Raw genomic sequence first — 17,950 nt, forward strand, 5'->3', positions numbered from 1 at the left:
TTTCAATTAGAAGCAAAAAAACTAATATAGTTAGAGTCGAAAAGGTTGTTACAAAAGAGTACGTTTTATATATAATTTATATTGTTGATTCAATAAATTCCAGTGTTTTTTCAATAATAATTTGCTGATCATAATCAAGGGTTGCAACGTGATAGCTGTTTCTTAATGGATATAATGTCTTTCTTTCTGACCCAATCTCATCATGGATAAGCTGTGCATTTACCGGTGGGACTACATGATCCTCATCTGAAACAAAAATCAGTGCGGGACAGGTAATCTTAGTAAGATCTCCTCTTACCTTCTCCATCAATTGCAGGATTTCTTTGACAGACTGAACCGGTGTTTTTTCATAAGCCAGCTCTTTCACTTCAGAATTTTTGATATCAGAACCGATAGCATCCAGGTACCTTACTCCTCTTAATTCATGCACGTTTTCCATCGATGGTACGGTTACTGCTGCATTGATTGGAATGATGGCATGGATATCCGGATAATTTTCCGCCATATATAATGCCAGAGTTCCTCCCATTGATAAGCCAGTAACAAAGATTGTATCACAACGTTCCTTTAGCCAGTGATAACCTTCTTCAATCGAAGCTATCCAATCTTTATACGTTGTTTGTTCCATATCTTCATAGTGTGTTCCATGGCCTTTCAGACGCGGTCCACATACCGTATAACCAGCTTGGGCATATGCCTCTCCCAAAGGACGCATACTCTGAGTAGATCCTGTAAAGCCATGGGATACGAGAATTCCTATACGGTTTCCCTCGAAGTGAAAAGGTTCCGCATCTTTTAGTACCGGATATTGATTTGACATCTGATCATTCCTATCTGATATAACTCAACTATTCAGAAAACGCTTTCTTCATTTATTTATTCTAGCGCCCGCTATTTTTTAAAGCAACGAAAATCTTATTCGCATTAAAAAAGAGGATGAGCCCATATGAGCTCATCCTCTTCTTTTAACTTATTTATTCAAGTTGTAGAAAGATGCAAGTCCGCCGTAGATGCCGGATGCTTTCAACTCATCTTCGATACGAAGAAGTTGGTTGTATTTCGCAACACGGTCAGTACGGGATGGTGCACCAGTTTTGATTTGGCCAGCGTTAGTCGCTACAGCGATGTCAGCGATTGTTGCATCTTCAGATTCACCAGAACGGTGAGAGATAACAGCTGTGTAGCCAGCGCGTTTCGCCATTTCGATAGCATCGAAAGTTTCTGTAAGTGTACCGATTTGGTTCACTTTAACAAGGATGGAGTTACCAACGCCTTGCTCGATACCTTGTTTCAAACGTTTTGTGTTTGTAACGAATAGGTCATCACCAACAAGCTGGACTTTGTCGCCGATGCGGTCAGTCAATAGCTTGTGGCCTTCCCAGTCGTTTTCGTCCAAACCATCTTCGATAGAGATGATTGGATATTTGTTTGTCATTTCTTCGTACCAAGCAACCATTTCTTCAGAAGAACGAACTACGCCTTCACCTTTAAGGTTGTATTTGCCATCTTCGTAGAACTCAGAAGATGCAACGTCCATTGCAAGCTGTACTTCTTCACCTGGTTTGTAACCAGCAGCTTTGATTGCTTCTACGATTGTTTCAAGAGCTTCTTCGTTAGAAGAAAGGTTTGGTGCGAAGCCACCTTCATCACCTACACCAGTGTTCAAGCCTTTAGACTGAAGAACTTTCTTCAGGCTGTGGAAGATTTCCGCACCCATGCGAAGTGCTTCTTTGAATGTAGGAGCTCCTACAGGCATGATCATGAATTCTTGGATATCTACGTTGTTATCTGCATGCTCCCCACCATTAAGGATGTTCATCATTGGTGTTGGAAGTGTTTTGGAGTTGAATCCTCCAAGATAAGTGTAAAGAGGTACTCCAAGGTGATCTGCTGCTGCATGTGCTGCTGCCATGGAAACACCAAGAATAGCGTTGGCACCAAGTTTACCTTTGTTTTCTGTACCATCAAGTTCGATCAAAAGCTGGTCGATGATTACTTGGCGAGTAACATCGATACCGATCAATTCTGGAGCGATTTTTTCGTTTACGTTAGCAACTGCTGTTTGAACACCTTTGCCAAGGTAACGACCTTTGTCGCCGTCACGAAGCTCAACTGCTTCGTATTCACCAGTGGACGCACCACTTGGAACGATTGCAGAACCGAAAGCTCCGGATTCTGTTAGTACTTCTACTTCGATTGTAGGGTTACCACGGGAGTCAAGGACTTCGCGTGCATATACGTCAGTAATGTATGGCATTATTTTTTCTCTCCTCTTATTTTTGAATTAGGCTTGTGCCTGTCATTTCTTCTGGTTTCTCAACATCCAATAGATCCAGTAATGTAGGGGACAAGTCAGCTAGGATACCGCCGCTGCGGAGTTCAACGCCTTCTTTTGTCACAATTACAGGAACTGGATTGGTCGTATGGGCAGTCATTGGCTTATCTTCAAGCGTAACTACTTCATCCGAGTTGCCATGGTCAGCCGTGATGATGGCGTGACCGCCTTTTTCAATAATCTTGTCGACGATTTTACCGAGGCATTCGTCAACTGCTTCAATTGCCTTCACAGTCGGTTCCAGCATACCTGAATGTCCAACCATGTCAGGGTTAGCGAAGTTCAAGATGATCGCTTGGTGTTTGTCCTGATCCAAGTCATCAAGTAACGCGTCCGTCACTTCATATGCACTCATTTCAGGTTTCAGATCGTATGTCGCCACTTTCGGGCTGTTAATCAGGATCCGATCCTCACCAGGGAACTCTTCTTCGCGGCCGCCGCTCATAAAGAATGTAACGTGCGGGTATTTCTCTGTTTCTGCAATGCGCAGCTGTTTGATGTTGTTCTGAGAGAGCACTTCACCAACCGTGTTATCCAAGTTTACTGGCTTGTACGCAACATCGCCGTCTACCGTTTCACTAAAGTTCGTCATGCAGACGAATTCATTGATCGTTGGAGGGTGTTCACCACGATCAAAGTCACGGAAGTCTTTGTTTGCGAATGTCCGAGAAATCTGGATAGCTCGGTCCGGGCGGAAGTTATAGAAGATGATAGCATCATCATCCTGTATTTTCGCTACCGGTTCGCCGTTTTCCTCTGTAATGACAGATGGAAGGACGAATTCATCATAGATTTCATTTTTATAGGAATCTTCGATGACGTCATATGGGCTCTTATAGGCAGGTCCTTCTCCGTAAACCATCGCATCGTACGCTTTTTTCACACGATCCCAGCGTTTGTCGCGATCCATGGAATAATAGCGGCCTGTAAGTGTTGCAATCCTGCCAACACCGAGTTCCTTGATTTTGGCTTCTGTCTGATCAATGAATTCTTTCGCGCTTTTCTGACCGACATCACGGCCGTCAAGGAATCCATGGATGTACACTTTCTCCAAGTCATGCTTCTTCGCAAGCTCTAAAAGAGCGAATAAATGCTCAATATGGCTGTGCACGCCGCCATTTGATAAAAGACCGAAGAGGTGCAGACTCTTGTCGTTCTTTTTCGCATGGTCGACTGCTTTAAGTAGCACTTCATTATCATAGAAGTCGCCCTCTTTGATGGATTTATTCACGCGAGTCAGACTTTGATACACGATGCGTCCGGCACCGATGTTCAAGTGACCTACCTCAGAGTTACCCATCTGGCCTTCCGGCAAACCAACAGCCTCTCCGCTAGCAGTAAGTTCGTTATGCGGATACTTGTTCCAGTAACGGTCGAAGTTCGGCTTTTTGGCATGCTTCACTGCATTACCCTTTTCTTCATCGCGGATACCGAATCCGTCGAGGATGATGAGGGCAGCTAGTTTGTCCTGACTCATTTTGCACCAGCCTCCACAAGCGCTAGGAAGGAATCTGCTTCCAGGCTTGCACCGCCGACTAAAGCGCCGTCGATATCAGATTCTGCAAGAAGTTCGTCCACGTTTGCTGGCTTTACGCTTCCCCCGTATTGGATGCGTACAGCATCAGCTGCTTCAGCGGATACTTTCTCTTTCACAACGTTACGGATGAAGGTGCAGACCTCATTCGCTTGCTGTGCAGTTGCAGTCTTACCAGTACCGATAGCCCATACAGGCTCATAAGCAAGAATTACTGTTGAAACTTGCTCAGCAGACAGACCTTCCAAAGCCTTTTCAACTTGTCCGCCGACTACTTCGTTTGTTTTATCAGCTTCACGCTCTTCAAGCGTTTCGCCGATGCAGACGATTGGAGTGATTCCATGCTGCAATGCTGCATGTGTCTTCTTGTTTACAGACTCGTCTGTTTCGTTGTAGTATTCACGACGCTCAGAGTGTCCAATTACCGCATATTCCACACCGATGCTTTTCAGCGCTGTAGGGCTGATTTCACCAGTGAAAGCGCCGCTTTCTTCATAATGCATTGTTTGAGCAGCAATCTTAAGGTCCGTACCCTCTGTAAGCTTCACTAGCTCAGTCAAATACAATGCTGGTGCACAAACAATCGCTTCTGCTTTGTCACTGGATGGAATCTTCGCTTTCGTCGCTTCGATGAATTCTTTTGCTTCAGAAATTGTTTTGTTCATTTTCCAGTTTCCTGCGATGACGTTTTTACGCATAGTTCTCCATCCCTTCAGTCTTTTTATTTATCGTTCAATGCAGCTACACCAGGCAGCTCCTTACCTTCCATGAATTCAAGGCTGGCACCGCCGCCAGTGGAGATATGATCCATTTTGTCAGCAAGGCCGAATTTTTCTACTGCTGCAGCAGAGTCACCACCGCCGATGATAGAGAATCCTTCTCCTTCTGCCAATGCTTCACCCACTGCTTTTGTTCCGCCAGAGAACGCGTTCAACTCGAACACACCCATTGGTCCGTTCCAGATGATCAACTTGGAGTCTTTAACGATCTGTTTGTAAGTCTCACGAGTTTTCGGTCCGATATCCAAAGCTTCCCAGTCAGCAGGAATTTCTTCAATGCTCACTTCACGCTTGTTGGCATCCTCCGAGAAATCATCAGCAACAACAACATCCTCAGGCATAACCATATTGACGCCTTTGTCTTTTGCTTTTTGCATGAATTCTTTTGCTAAATCGATTTTATCTTCTTCAAGCAAGGATTTTCCGATTTCGTAGCCGCGTGCCTTAACAAATGTATAAGCCAAGCCGCCGCCGATGATCAGATTATCTACTTTATCAAGCAGGTTATCGATTACACCGATTTTATCTTTTACTTTTGCACCGCCAATGATGGCTGTGAATGGTCGTTCCGGATTGGATAGTGCTTTGCCAAGTACCTCCAGCTCACGCTCCAAAAGCAAACCTGCAACAGCTGGAAGATGTTTTGCCACACCTTCTGTAGAAGCATGCGCACGGTGTGCAGCACCGAATGCATCATTCACATACACATCAGCCATCGAAGCAAAAGCTTTTGCCAATTCAGGGTCATTCTTTTCTTCACCTGGCTCAAAGCGTACGTTCTCGATAAGAAGTACTTCGCCGTCAGCAAGCTCAGCTACTGCTTCGTTCACTTCTTCGCCATGAACCTGATCTACTTTTGCAACTTCTTTATCAAGTAAATCGCTAAGACGCTGTGCAACAGGGTCCAAACGCAAATCTTCCTTTACTTCGCCTTTCGGACGGCCAAGATGGCTTGCTAGAATTACTTTCGCACCTTGCTCTGTAAGGTGCTTGATTGTCGGAAGGGCAGCCTTGATCCGTGTATCATCGGTTACTGTGCCATTTTCCATTGGTACGTTGAAATCTACACGGCAGAAAACTTTCTTGCCGGCTACATCGATATCGCGGATTGATTTCTTGTTCATATCTACGCCTCCTCGAATACTTGTTACCTATGTATCTGTTCCTTCTATGTATTCGCCAATGGCAGGTTCTGTTCCTTCTTGTCGAATACACAGAAAAAAGAACAGGCATAGGTTAAAAGGGAGGGAGGTGCACCCCCCTCCCTTTCTACCACTGCTTATTAAAAATTAGATGCCTTTGCTTTTCAAGAACACAGCCAAATCTACACAACGAGTGGAGTAACCCATTTCGTTATCGTACCAAGAAACAACTTTCACCATGTTATCTTCCAATACCATTGTAGAAAGTGCATCTACAGTAGAAGAGTTTCTGTTTCCGATGTAGTCGGAAGAAACAAGCGGCTCTTCGCTGTAACCAAGAACGTGGTTAAGATCGCCTTCAGCAGCGTCTTTCAATGCAGTGTTCACTTGCTCAGCAGATACGTTTTGGTCTAATTCGACAACCAAGTCAACGATGGAAGCATCAGCAACTGGCACACGCATAGCCATACCATTCAATTTACCTTTCAATTCAGGCAATACTAGAGATACAGCTTTCGCAGCACCTGTAGTTGTTGGGATGATGTTTTGAGCTGCTGCACGTGCACGACGGTAGTCTTTATGCGGCAAGTCAAGGATTTGCTGGTCATTTGTGTACGCGTGAACTGTTGTTACTAGACCGCGTTTGATTCCGAATGCATCATGAAGTACTTTTGCAACCGGCGCCAAGCAGTTAGTAGTACAAGAAGCGTTAGAGATTACAGTATGCTCGGATGGATCATAGCTGTTTTCGTTAACACCCATTACGACAGTTAGGTCTTCACCTTTAGCTGGTGCAGAGATGATAACTTTTTTCGCTCCAGCTTCGATGTGTTTCTTCGCATCTTCACCATTTGTGAAAATACCAGTAGATTCAACTACTACTTCTACACCAAGATCTCCCCAGCCAAGGTTAGCAGGATCGCGCTCAGAAAGAACTTTGATCTCTCTACCGTCAACAACTAAGTTAGAGCCGTTTACGGATACTTCTGCATCAAGGATACCGTGTACAGAATCATACTTTAACAAATGGGCAAGCATATTCGCATCAGTAAGGTCGTTGATTGCAACTACCTCTGCTTCGCTGTTAGTTAGCGCCTGACGGAATACGTTACGTCCAATACGTCCAAAACCGTTAATACCAATTTTTACTGTCATGAAAATTTCCTCCTTGTAATAACTGAATGATTAAAGGGTTCAATGGCCCTTTATTAACTGGTTCGCTGCCGCCTCATCCGTTACCAGGATATTGTTTCTTCCCAGTTTGAAGTATGAGGCGATTGCACGAGCTTTCGAGGCACCGCCTGCAATAGCTATTACATGTTCTGCTCTATCTAAGTCCTCCAGCTGTAATCCGACTGTGCGGACACGATGGACTACATTCCCCTCAGCGTCGAAGTAATAACCAAATGCCTCACTTACTGCAACACCGCTTTTTATCTTTTCGACAAGCGGCGCAGGCGTCCGTCTCCGCTCCGCCATCGTCATGGCGTCACCGATACCGTGAATGACTACATTCGAACGGTTGATGATGGACAGGACTTCCTTAACGGAAGGCTCTTCGATAATTGTCTGATATGATTCTTCCCCGATCGGATCAGGAACATACAGCAGCCGGTACTGACTTCTGGCTCGCTTCGCCATAGCAGCACAAATCGTGTTCGCTTCGTTTTCCACCTGCTCACCAATACCGCCGCGGGCAGGTACGAACATGACGTTTTCAGCTGTATGAATTGGCGGCATCGCTGCTGCCAGCGCGGCCATGGTGGTGCCACCTGTCACTGCAACCGTATAGTTCGGATGCAGCGTCTTTTCCAGAAGCTGGGCACACCGTTTTCCCATCTCTTGTTTTACCCAATCTTGGGTATCACTATTACCGGGGACAACAATACAATTATCTATTCCTAGTGTTTCCCGGACTCGCTGTTCCAAAACACTTATTTCAGAGGCTTCGAGCATAAAAGCTTCCAATTGTTCGTGAACTTCCAGGCCGAACTCGGTAATCTGTACCCCTTTTGTTGTGATATAGATCAATCCTTGGTTCTGAAGGAAGTCAATTTCACCTCTGACGACTCGTTCTGCAAGATTCATGTTTTCAGCAAGTGTGCGACGTCCCAGCGGTCCCATTGTTTTGACAAACTGCAGGATTCCGTATCTTCGCTGCATAATTGCCAGAACATCCGGGAAAAGCTTTTTTTGTAGATCTATTATCGATCGCATAACATACCCCTTCTTCATAAAGCTTAATGGGTCAAAAATGTCCCAGTATGTCATATATTGTCCCACTTGCTATAAAAAAAATTCCTCTTGCACGATTATCATAACAGTAAGATTCGCTATATTCAACTTAAATCCATCGAAATAAACAATTTATTTATATATTTTTTTAACTTAACATTTTCATAACAAAAAGGCACCGACTACAAGTCGATGCCTTCCTACTATATATTATGTTAATGCAGTTTCCGGAACAGCTGCCTGTTCTTTCTTTTCCCAAGGACGGGAACGCCATCTCCGGTAAGCGAAGAAGCCGCGGAACCATTCATCTACACCCATCGCGATCCAGACCCCAAGTAAACCAAGACCGAAGGATACGCCGAGTGTGTAGCTAAGGAGTACAGCAATACCCCACATGCTGATGACTCCGATGATTGCTGGGAATTTCGCATCGCCAGCAGACTTGAGTGAACTCATCAAGACGATATTCATTGCACGACCAGGCTCCGTGAAGGCAACTGCCCAGAGAATCGGGATACCTACTGCCAGAATAGCCGGATCATCTGTGAACATTTGCAGGATAGGGGCTCCAGTCAGTGCGAATCCTAATGAAACAATGAAAGATGCGACCATTGCTATTTTCAGGGTACGCAAGCCTCGTTTGAGCGCACGATCGAATTGCTTGCCGCCGATATATCGAGATACAAGCAGCTGCGTACCTTCTGCAATAGACAATGTAAACAAGTAGCATAGCATGGAAATATTATTGATATATACACGCGCAGCCAGTGAAGCATCGCCGAAATTCGCTACAATTGCTGTGATGACAATCTGCGAATATTGATAAGACAAGTTTTCTGCTGCAGAAGGTACACCGATAACCAGGATATCCTTGATATCTTGTACGTTCAGCTTAATCAAATGTGTTCCTGTAAAACGTATTGCCAGATAACGATAAACAAAGTAGAACAATACAACAACCGCAAAAATACGGGCAATCACGATCGTCCAGGATACTCCGACAACACCAGTGATCGGCATGCCGAACAATCCAAAGATAGCAATCATATAGCCTAGCACACTCAGAACATTCATCAATACGGCAACTACCATGGAAACCTTCGTCCGGCCATTTGCCCGCAAGATTGCACTAAGTGTTAATGATAGAGATTCCAAGAATAAAGATGCACCGCATATTTTCACAAAGGTGGTAGCATAAGCGAGTGTCTCACCTTTTAAATCAAAGAAACTTAAAAATACAGAACCGAACAAAACGACAACAGCAGAAACGATCAAGCCAAACCAAAAGTTCATACCGAACGCTGTCCGAGCTGTCTGCCGGGCATGCGCCAAATCCTCTGCACCGAGCTTCTGGCCGATGATGATCATAGAAGCAATAGACGTGACGTTAAAAACCAAAATAAAAATGCTAATCAGCTGATTCGCTACGCCGACTCCGGCAGCAGCTAAATCTGAGTAATGACTCAGCATCAGTGTAGCAACAATACCCATTCCCATATGAAGTGCTAATTCAATAAACAGCGGCCAAGAGATGCGAAACAATGTTTGCTCAGATGTAGAAGTTGGGTTACCCAACAGACATTCTCCTTTTCGTTAAAATCAAACTCACTCTATATTAATCCTTTTTTTGAGAATGTAAAGGGCTTTACCTAAAAAAGACAAAAATTATTTTTTAACTCTACAACAGCTCTATAAACGCTTATCCCCTCGCTGTTTAGTGAGTATTCTCACAATTTTACAGGAAGCGTTTTCAAAGAAAAATAACAAATCCTCTAACTCCTTTCGCTGCATTTCATTAACAACCTATCCTCACTTTTATCAATTATTTGAGATGACTTGTGATGAAAACAAAAAACGCCTTCCTTATTTGGAAGGCGCTTTTAAAGCTAATTGTTTTTCTATTTCCTGCTGCTTCAATTCCCGGCGCAGGATCTTCCCGCTGATTTGTGTTTTCGGCAGTTCTTCCATTACTTCGATTTCCCTTGGAGCAGCATGAGCAGCCAGGTTCTTACGGACAAACAGTCGTAAAGATTCCAGCAGCTCTGGTGTTTCCTCATACCCATCACGTAACGTGATGAAAGCTTTGACGATTTCCCCGCGAACAGGATCTGGTTTTCCGATCACCCCTGCTTCTGCAACTGCAGGATGTTCAATCAGTTTGCTTTCTACTTCAAAAGGACCGATTCGCTCACCGGAAGAATTGATCATATCATCGTTTCGGCCTTGGAAGAAGATATATCCTTCTTCGTCCTTCAATGCTAGATCCCCCGAAATATACCAGCCTGGATAAACAAAATAACTCTCATATTTTCCTCGGTCGCCCCAGATATCCTGCATAAGACCCGGCCATGGGGTCTTAACGGCAAGCTGACCAATTGAATTCGCCGGCAGCTCATTCCCCTCTTCATCGAGGATACCAACTTGAATGCCTGGGAATGCACGACCCATTGATCCCGGTTTGATGGGTTCAGAAGGCAGATTGACAATGATATGCCCGCCTGTTTCGGTCATCCACCACGTATCGTGGATACGTAGCTGTAAGTTATCCCACGCCCAAGTAATGACTTCCGGATTGAGTGGTTCTCCTACGCTGAGGATATGACGCAAGCTGGATAAATCATAATCCTTGTACAAATCTCCTTTTGCCTTGAGCAGACGGAAAGCAGTAGGTGCACTATAAAGTGTCGTTACTTTAAGCTCTTCAATGATTTTATACCATGATTCTGCTTGGAAGCGTCCTCCTTGGATAACTATCGTTGCTCGGTTCAGCCATGGTGCGAACAAACCGTAGACGCTGCCAGTCACCCAACCTGGATGGGACGTGCACCAATACACATCATCATCTTGCACATCAAGCACCCACTTGCCGGATACAGCATGGTGGATGAAAGAACGGTGGGCATGCAGGACGCCCTTCGGCTTACCTGTCGAGCCGCTCGTATAATGTATCAGCAGACCGTCTTCTCTGTCGACCCACTCCACTTCTCCTGAAACAGCCGCATCAGGCTCAGCTGCATCAATTTCTTCTATTAAAAGAATTTCCTGCAAGGAGGGGATATCCTCGGCCGGCACTCGGTTGATCAAGTCCTGATCCGTTATGAGCAGCGTACCACCGCAATCATTGATCCGATCACGCACTGCATCTTCCATGAAGGCTTCAAACAAAGGACCTGCGATGGCGCCGATGCGGATCGTCGCCAGGATAGCAACATAGCATTCCGGATTTTTCGGTAAAAAGATAAAAACGCGATCGCCTTTTTCCACTCCATGTGAGCGGAGGACCTTTGCATAATGCTCAATTTTCTGCTGCAGCTGTTCGAATGTCAAACTGGATTGCAGCACTCCATCTTTCACATAATGCAAGGCCGTTTTCGCACCATAGCCTTCCTCGACGTGACGGTCGACAGCTTCATAGGATGCATTGCATTTTCCATCTTTCCTGCCGGACAACTCCTCTTCCAGCGCCTTCCAGTCATGGTTGTTAACTGCCTCTTGATAGCTTGGCAGATTATGCTTTCTGTCCAATTTCGGTGACAAGGCTGTAGTCATATGTCTGTTCCTTCCCTTCCAGTAAATCTAGAATGTCTTCTTTCCATTTTCCTAGCGCTGCACTCCCTCGGGAACGCGGTCTTGATAAAGCTATTTTCAAGTCTTTGGCCAAAGTCGATGGCCGCCCCTGCAGGAGCAGTACACGATCACTCAGATACAAAGCCTCATCGATATCATGCGTAACGAGAATAATTGTTGTGCCAGTTGTTTCCCAGATCCTCAATAGCAGCTCTTGCAGCTGCATTTTTGTAAATGCATCCAGCGCGCTGAATGGCTCATCCAACAGCAGGATATCGGGCTCTGTCACAAGCGCGCGTGCAATAGCCGCCCGTTGTGCCATACCGCCGGAAAGCTCCCGTGGATATAGTTTTTCTGCATCTTTCAATCCGACAAGCTCCAAATACCGCCGTGCCTTTGCCTCATTCTCCTTGCGGTCGCCCTTCAAGCCGAAAGTGGCATTGGCTAAGACTGTTTTCCAAGGCAGGAGCCGCGGTTCCTGAAAGATAAAGCCAACACGCTGATCAGAAGGGATGCTGATATTGCCTTCATAATCCGAATCAAGACCTGCCAGTGCCCGCAGAACAGTACTCTTGCCGCATCCGCTTGTACCGAGCAGACTTACGATTTCTCCTTTTCCGACTGAGAAATCCACTTGCTGCAATACTTGTTTTTCGCCGAAGCGTCGTCCAAGCGCCTTCACTTGTAGTGTCATGCTGATCCCCCCTCATTTCGCTAATGCTGTATCCTGCCAATGAAGCGATCGCTTCTGAATAAGCTTTATCACCCAATCCGTCAATTTACCAAGCAGTGCAAACAAGAAAATGCTGGCGATGATCACATCGGGAGCGTATGTGTTCTGCCCTAAAATAAGCAAATAACCAAGCCCTTGGCTGGCACCCATAATCTCTGCTGCAACAACGAACATCCAGCCTAATCCAAGACCGCTTCGTAAACCGGTCAGGAAAGACGGCAGGGACGCCGGAAGAATGATTCTTCTTACAAGCGCTACTCCATCAAGGCCGTACATTCTGCCTACTTCAATCAGTTTTCGATCCACTCCGCGAATACCATCAACGATATTCAAATAAACAGGGAAGAACACACCGACTGCAATCAAAGTAACTTTCGATGTTTCTCCAATACCCATCCAAAGGATGAATAATGGAACCCAGGCTAGTGACGGGATGCTCCGGAATGCTTGGATCAGCGGATCGAAAAATCGTTCCGAAAGCTCAGAATAGCCGACAAGTGTTCCTAATAGAATTGCTGCGATAGTTCCGATGATGAAACCGACAAACAGCCGGTAAACAGTAAGTAATACATGATCCTGCAGCGTACCATCCTGCAAGTATGTAATGATAGTCGACAAAATGGCACTAGGCGCGGGTAGCTGATAGGCAGGAATGACACCTGCTCTGCTCAGAATCTCCCATGCTGCCAGCAAAACAATCGGCAGCAGGGAACCGAGCAGTACAGGATGTGTTCTTAATTTCTTCCACATAAATCATCATTCCTCTCCAAGGTCTTGTGCGAATTTCGGCTCGATATACGAATCAACCGTTTCCGCTACATCTTTGTTGCCTTTCCATAGATTCGCCTTTTCCAGAACAGCGCCTGACTGATTCAGAATCTCCTGCTGTGTATCACCTGGTACAGATTCCGAGAAATCATTCCGTTCCAGCTGTTTTGCTGCAACTTCCTGGCTGATTCCCGCCTCTTTGGCAACAATCTCAGCTGTCTCTTCTGGATTCTCTTCGATCCATGCTCTTGCTTTGTCATAAAGCTTCAAGACTTCCTTCACTTCTTCAGGATGATTTTCAGCAAATTCTTCCCGAACGTTCAGGAAATTATATGTGTTGAAATCTTCGTTACGATAGAAAAGCTGGGCGTCATTTTCCAATTCAAGCTTCGCCATATGCGGGTCAAGTCCTGCCCATGCATCTACATCACCTGAAAGTAGAGCGCTAGCTCCGTCTGCATGCTGCAGATTTACAATTTGAACATCCTGTTCGTCCAAACCAGCTTCCTGCAAAGAACGCTGAAGGAAGATATACGGATCAGTCCCGACAGTTGCGGCGACTTTCTTCCCTTTCAAATCTGCTGGTTCTTGGATATCGCTGTCCTTAGCAGCAACCAATGCTGTCCATTCTGGTTTTGATGCCAGATATATACCTTGAATCGGATTGCCATTCGCCTTGGCAAGCAAGGCGGCACTTCCTGCTGTAGAGCCGAAATCAACGCTGTTACTGTTCAAAAATTCCAGTGCTTTATTAGATCCTTGGCTTAGTGTCCAAGTTACTTCGATGTCAGAATCCTTGAATGCTTCTTCTGCCCATCCTTTATTCTTTATCACCAGACTTGCTGGGGAGTAGTAGGCATAATCCAAGCGAATTTGTTTTAGTTCACCTGATGCACTGCTGGAGTTTCCGCAAGCTGCCAGAAAGACGATGACAACTAAACTAAGTAAAGCTAGTAAACTTCTTTTATCTATAAGGGGAATCTTATTCATCAATCGTTACTCCTTTGTTATCCAGTTCACAGGCATACGTGCTGATCGAACCGCGCAAGCGTTGTGCTTCTTTGTATGTGCAGCGATTGTGAACGACTTCCAATCCTGCTTCTCTTGCAATAGCTGCGGCTTCCTGCGACACGACACCTTCTTGGAGCCAGAAGATTTCCGGACGAACTTCCGCCGCTTCTTTAGCGAGTTCCACAGCTGCTTCAGGACTGCGGAAAATCTGAGCGATATCGATTTTCTCCGGTACGCTTGTCAAATCAGGATAAGCTTTTTCTCCCAATACACTCGTTTCGGCAGGATTAACAGGGATGATTTTGTATCCGAGTCGCTGCATCTTCCGTGCCAAACGATTACTTGGACGCTGTTCCTTACTGCTCAAGCCCACTACTGCAATAGTTTTCTGACGGCCTGTCGCATCTGTCGCACTGCCGAGTGCTTCCCGGATGACGGCTTCATCATTGATAACGATTTTCCTTGACTCGGAACGGATTCCCGTCGCTTTTTCCAAGGCACGGTCTAAATCGTGGATAAGATCATCTACTGACTCGATTCCAACAGATAGACGTACCAATTCTTCTTTTACTCCTGTAGCAGCGAGACCTTCCGCATCCAGCTGTAGATGTGTTGTTGACGCAGGATGAATAATCAATGATTTGGCATCCCCGACATTGGCAACGTGTGACCATAGCGCAACATTGTTGATCAAAGTAGCACCAGCTTTTCTGCCGCCTTTGATACCGAAGTTGACAATCGAACCAGCACCGTTCGGAAGCACTCTCTTACCTATTTCATACGATGGATGGCTGCTGAGCCCAGGGTAAGCAACCCAATCAACTGCCGGATGCTGTTCCAGATAGCTTGCCAGCTTTTCTGCATTTTGGACATGGCGTTCAACGCGCAAGTGCAACGTTTCCAGCCCCTGAATCAGCTGCCATGCATTAAACGGGCTTAGCGCAGCGCCTAAATCGCGAAGCAATTGCACACGCAATTTCGTGCTGAAAGCGAGTGTGCCAAAATCAAATGCATAGCGGATGCCGTTGTAGCTTGGATCAGGTTCTGTAAATGTCGGAAATTTCGGTGAATTCCAATCAAACCTGCCTCCGTCTACAATCAACCCTCCTATAGAAGTACCATGACCGCCAATCCACTTTGTCGCACTATGGACGACAATATCAGCACCAAGTGTAATCGGTTTGCTCAAAATCGGTGTAGCAAACGTACTGTCGACGATTAGAGGAATACCAGCATCGTGAGCCACTGCTGCTACTGCTTCCACGTCTAGTACATGCAGACTCGGATTCCCGATGATTTCAGCAAATACAGCCTTCGTTTTGTCTGTAATTGCTGCGCGGAAAGCTTCCGGATCGGTCGGATCGACGAATTTAACGTTGATTCCGTAGCGTGGCAGTGTCGTGTGGAAAAGATTGTACGTTCCGCCATACAGATTGGTCGCTGCTACGATTTCGTCTCCAGCGCCTGCCAGATTGAGAATGCTGTAGCTGATTGCTGCCATACCAGACGCAACACCGACTGCTGCAACGCCGTCTTCCAGCAATGCAATCCGTTTTTCCAATACATCGACGGTAGGGTTACCAATACGGGAATATATGTTACCAGGCTCATCCAAGGCGAATAGGCGCTCTGCATGATCTGTATCATGGAAAAGGTAAGAAGTTGTTTGATAAAGCGGCACCGCTCTTGAACCTGTTGTCGGATCTGGTGCTTGCCCGCCGTGTAATGCTAATGTCTCTGCTTTATAAACTTGATCTGTCATTTTGTCATTCCTCCAATTATTTATAAATGAAAAAACAGCTTCTCGTAAGAAGCTGCTGCATAAGCATGGAACTTCTTATCTCTCAAACTCTTTGTTTGCTGGAAGTAGCACCTTCCAAGCATTGCTGCTTGCAGGTTGCCGGGCATCATCGGACCAGTCCCTCCGCCTCTCTTGATAAGCTATTATGAAATTTTTATAGGTTGCTGAAGCAAATGACGGATATGATGTCCCCACTTCTCAAATTCAAGCAAAAAGCCATCATGTCCATATATTGTTGTTACATCTACATGGCGCGCACCTGGAACTTCTGCCGCAAAGCGGCTAATCTCTTCCGGAGGGAACAGCAGATCCCTCGAGAAGCCGAACGACAGTACAATCGCTTTTATACTTTGGGCAGCAGACTGCCAGCCACCTCTGCCCCTTCCGATATCATGGCTGTTCATAGCCTCCAGTAATGTCATGTAACAGTTGGCATCAAAACGATTGACGAGCTTCTCTCCTTGGTAGTTCAAGTATGATTCCACCTCATATGCTGCATCGTCCCTTTGGGATGCAGCGCGTCGGAAGCGCTCATTATATTGATGATCAGAACGGTAAGTAAGCATTCCTACCATCCGTGCAAGTCCAAGACCTGCTGCAGGTAATTTGTCTGCTGTGTAATTACCATTGTTCCAATTCGGATCAGATGTGATAGCTGTCTTGGCCAAGTGATTATAGGCAATCGCATAGTCACTCACAAAAGGAGTTGCTGCAAGGGGGATTAGTACATCCATAAAATCCGGGTACATGACACCCCATTCCAGCACTTGCATCCCTCCTAATGATCCGCCGATCACAGCCCTCAAATGAGAGATTCCTAGCTTCTCCAACGCAGTGCGCTGAACCGAAACCATGTCACGAATCGTGATAGCAGGAAATGCCGATGCGTACCTCTCTCCCGAAATTGGATCTATTGATAAGGCACTTGTTGTCCCGTTGCATCCGCCAAGCACATTGAATGTAATTATCTGATACCGGTCGGTGTCGATAAAACCTCCGGGCTGCAGCAATCCGCTCCACCAGCCTGGATCTGCACTGGTGCCGGCCGCAAACTGATCCCCTGTCAGAGCATGGCAGACCAGCACCGTTTCTCCCGATTCAGGACCGCTTTTTTCATAAGCAACCTCTACCTTTGAAAGGATATGACCTGATTCAAGCTCGAAATCCCCGATGAGAAGTTTGCCGGTTTGGTATAACTGTTGTGACTTCATGTTCCGTACGCTTCCTCCCCTCAAATAAAAAAGCCACCCTGAGAGGACAGGGTGGCAATATGTACCGACTTGTCTCTCTCATCTCTAAAGTGCATACGCACTTTCAGGAATTAGCACCTTATAAGCATTTCTGCTTGCAGGTTGCCGGGCATCGTCGGGCCAGTCCCTCCGCCTCTCTTGATAAGAGCTTGCTATTTATTTGTTAACAGGATTGTAGCATGTGTTATTTTATGAGTCAACTATAAATTCTGAAATTTCCATTTACGTTATAAATATCCCTGGAAATTTGGACGCCCCGCATCAGCTAATGCCAATGCGGGGCTAAAATGTAACTTTTCTATTGTAAGTAGAGGATACCTAATACATCCTCCTGCCGCGGTACTTGTTCCACATGGTAGTTTACACTTAAACGATGCAATCCCTACCTCTATTGCATCCTCACGGCTCCTAGGCCGCTCCAGTCTGAATAAGTACTTCTGATTAAAACTATAGCAGAATGCCAATGATCTTCGATAAAGTTACTTAAACATCGAAGACGTTAACTATCTTATCATGCTTTACAATTATTGTCAAACTCCCGATGTAGCACTTCTCCGCAGCTGACTATCTATTCCCGCTAGCAACCTGCACAAACCACCCTAAATTTCCCATCTTTCTTAGATGCAGTCCTATTTTAAGTAACACTTCATGACGAAAGCCCTGAAAACACTTACACAAGTTGGTCAGAAATATTCACGTAAGATAACCTGACAAGTTTGTTACATTTTTTTGTCTGGCACTTATAATGAGAAAAGATTTAAATTTTCAAACAATAAAGATACTCACAGGGGGTAG

General features: G+C 45.6%; 14 protein-coding genes and 2 riboswitches. All 14 genes read right to left on the minus strand.

Annotated features, from left to right (window positions below; genetic code table 11):
• Positions 1-76: 76 nt before the first annotated feature.
• Positions 77-820: an alpha/beta fold hydrolase gene (locus ABXS78_RS12930; RefSeq protein ID WP_366247538.1), complete on the minus strand. Its 744-nt coding sequence runs from the start codon at positions 818-820 to the stop codon at positions 77-79.
• 150 nt (positions 821-970) lie between these two features.
• Complete coding sequence (gene eno, locus ABXS78_RS12935) at positions 971-2,257, minus strand: phosphopyruvate hydratase (RefSeq protein WP_366247539.1); 1,287 nt, start codon at positions 2,255-2,257, stop codon at positions 971-973.
• Between the two features lie 16 nt (positions 2,258-2,273).
• Positions 2,274-3,812 (minus strand): 2,3-bisphosphoglycerate-independent phosphoglycerate mutase, encoded by a 1,539-nt coding sequence (gene gpmI / locus ABXS78_RS12940; RefSeq protein WP_366247540.1) that lies wholly within the window; start codon positions 3,810-3,812, stop codon positions 2,274-2,276.
• Positions 3,809-4,567 carry a triose-phosphate isomerase gene (tpiA, locus tag ABXS78_RS12945; RefSeq protein ID WP_366247541.1) on the minus strand — a complete coding sequence of 253 codons (759 nt, stop codon included), beginning with the start codon at positions 4,565-4,567 and terminating at the stop codon, positions 3,809-3,811. Before tpiA ends, gpmI begins: the two co-directional genes overlap by 4 nt.
• 23 nt (positions 4,568-4,590) lie before the next feature.
• On the minus strand, positions 4,591-5,772 hold the full coding sequence (locus ABXS78_RS12950) for a phosphoglycerate kinase (protein WP_095224411.1): 1,182 nt from the start codon (positions 5,770-5,772) through the stop codon (positions 4,591-4,593).
• A 165-nt stretch (positions 5,773-5,937) separates the two neighbouring features.
• Positions 5,938-6,945, minus strand: a complete 1,008-nt coding sequence (gene gap / locus ABXS78_RS12955; protein WP_095224412.1) for a type I glyceraldehyde-3-phosphate dehydrogenase — start codon at positions 6,943-6,945, stop codon at positions 5,938-5,940.
• Between the two features lie 39 nt (positions 6,946-6,984).
• Positions 6,985-8,007, minus strand: coding sequence for a sugar-binding domain-containing protein (locus tag ABXS78_RS12960; protein ID WP_095224413.1), 1,023 nt, complete (start codon positions 8,005-8,007; stop codon positions 6,985-6,987).
• Between the two features lie 228 nt (positions 8,008-8,235).
• Positions 8,236-9,600 (minus strand): MATE family efflux transporter, encoded by a 1,365-nt coding sequence (locus tag ABXS78_RS12965; protein WP_366247542.1) that lies wholly within the window; start codon positions 9,598-9,600, stop codon positions 8,236-8,238.
• A gap of 288 nt (positions 9,601-9,888) precedes the next feature.
• Positions 9,889-11,574: an acetate--CoA ligase gene (gene acsA, locus ABXS78_RS12970; RefSeq protein WP_366247543.1), complete on the minus strand. Its 1,686-nt coding sequence runs from the start codon at positions 11,572-11,574 to the stop codon at positions 9,889-9,891.
• A complete protein-coding gene (locus tag ABXS78_RS12975) occupies positions 11,534-12,286 on the minus strand; it encodes an ABC transporter ATP-binding protein (RefSeq protein ID WP_366247544.1) in 753 nt (250 codons plus the stop codon). Before ABXS78_RS12975 ends, acsA begins: the two co-directional genes overlap by 41 nt.
• Positions 12,287-12,298: 12 nt before the next feature.
• Complete coding sequence (locus ABXS78_RS12980) at positions 12,299-13,075, minus strand: ABC transporter permease (RefSeq protein ID WP_366247545.1); 777 nt, start codon at positions 13,073-13,075, stop codon at positions 12,299-12,301.
• 6 nt (positions 13,076-13,081) lie between these two features.
• Complete coding sequence (locus ABXS78_RS12985) at positions 13,082-14,083, minus strand: aliphatic sulfonate ABC transporter substrate-binding protein (protein WP_366247546.1); 1,002 nt, start codon at positions 14,081-14,083, stop codon at positions 13,082-13,084.
• Positions 14,076-15,866, minus strand: coding sequence for a PLP-dependent aspartate aminotransferase family protein (locus ABXS78_RS12990; RefSeq protein WP_366247547.1), 1,791 nt, complete (start codon positions 15,864-15,866; stop codon positions 14,076-14,078). The genes ABXS78_RS12985 and ABXS78_RS12990 overlap by 8 nt, the downstream gene beginning before the upstream one ends.
• A gap of 72 nt (positions 15,867-15,938) precedes the next feature.
• Positions 15,939-16,047, minus strand: a riboswitch (SAM riboswitch).
• Between the two features lies 1 nt (position 16,048).
• Positions 16,049-17,116, minus strand: coding sequence for a homoserine O-acetyltransferase (gene metX / locus ABXS78_RS12995; protein ID WP_366247548.1), 1,068 nt, complete (start codon positions 17,114-17,116; stop codon positions 16,049-16,051).
• 75 nt (positions 17,117-17,191) lie between these two features.
• A riboswitch (SAM riboswitch) is annotated at positions 17,192-17,303 on the minus strand.
• Positions 17,304-17,950 lie beyond the last annotated feature (647 nt).

This window comes from Terribacillus aidingensis (assembly GCF_040703035.1).
Classification (GTDB): Bacteria; Bacillota; Bacilli; order Bacillales; family Amphibacillaceae; genus Terribacillus.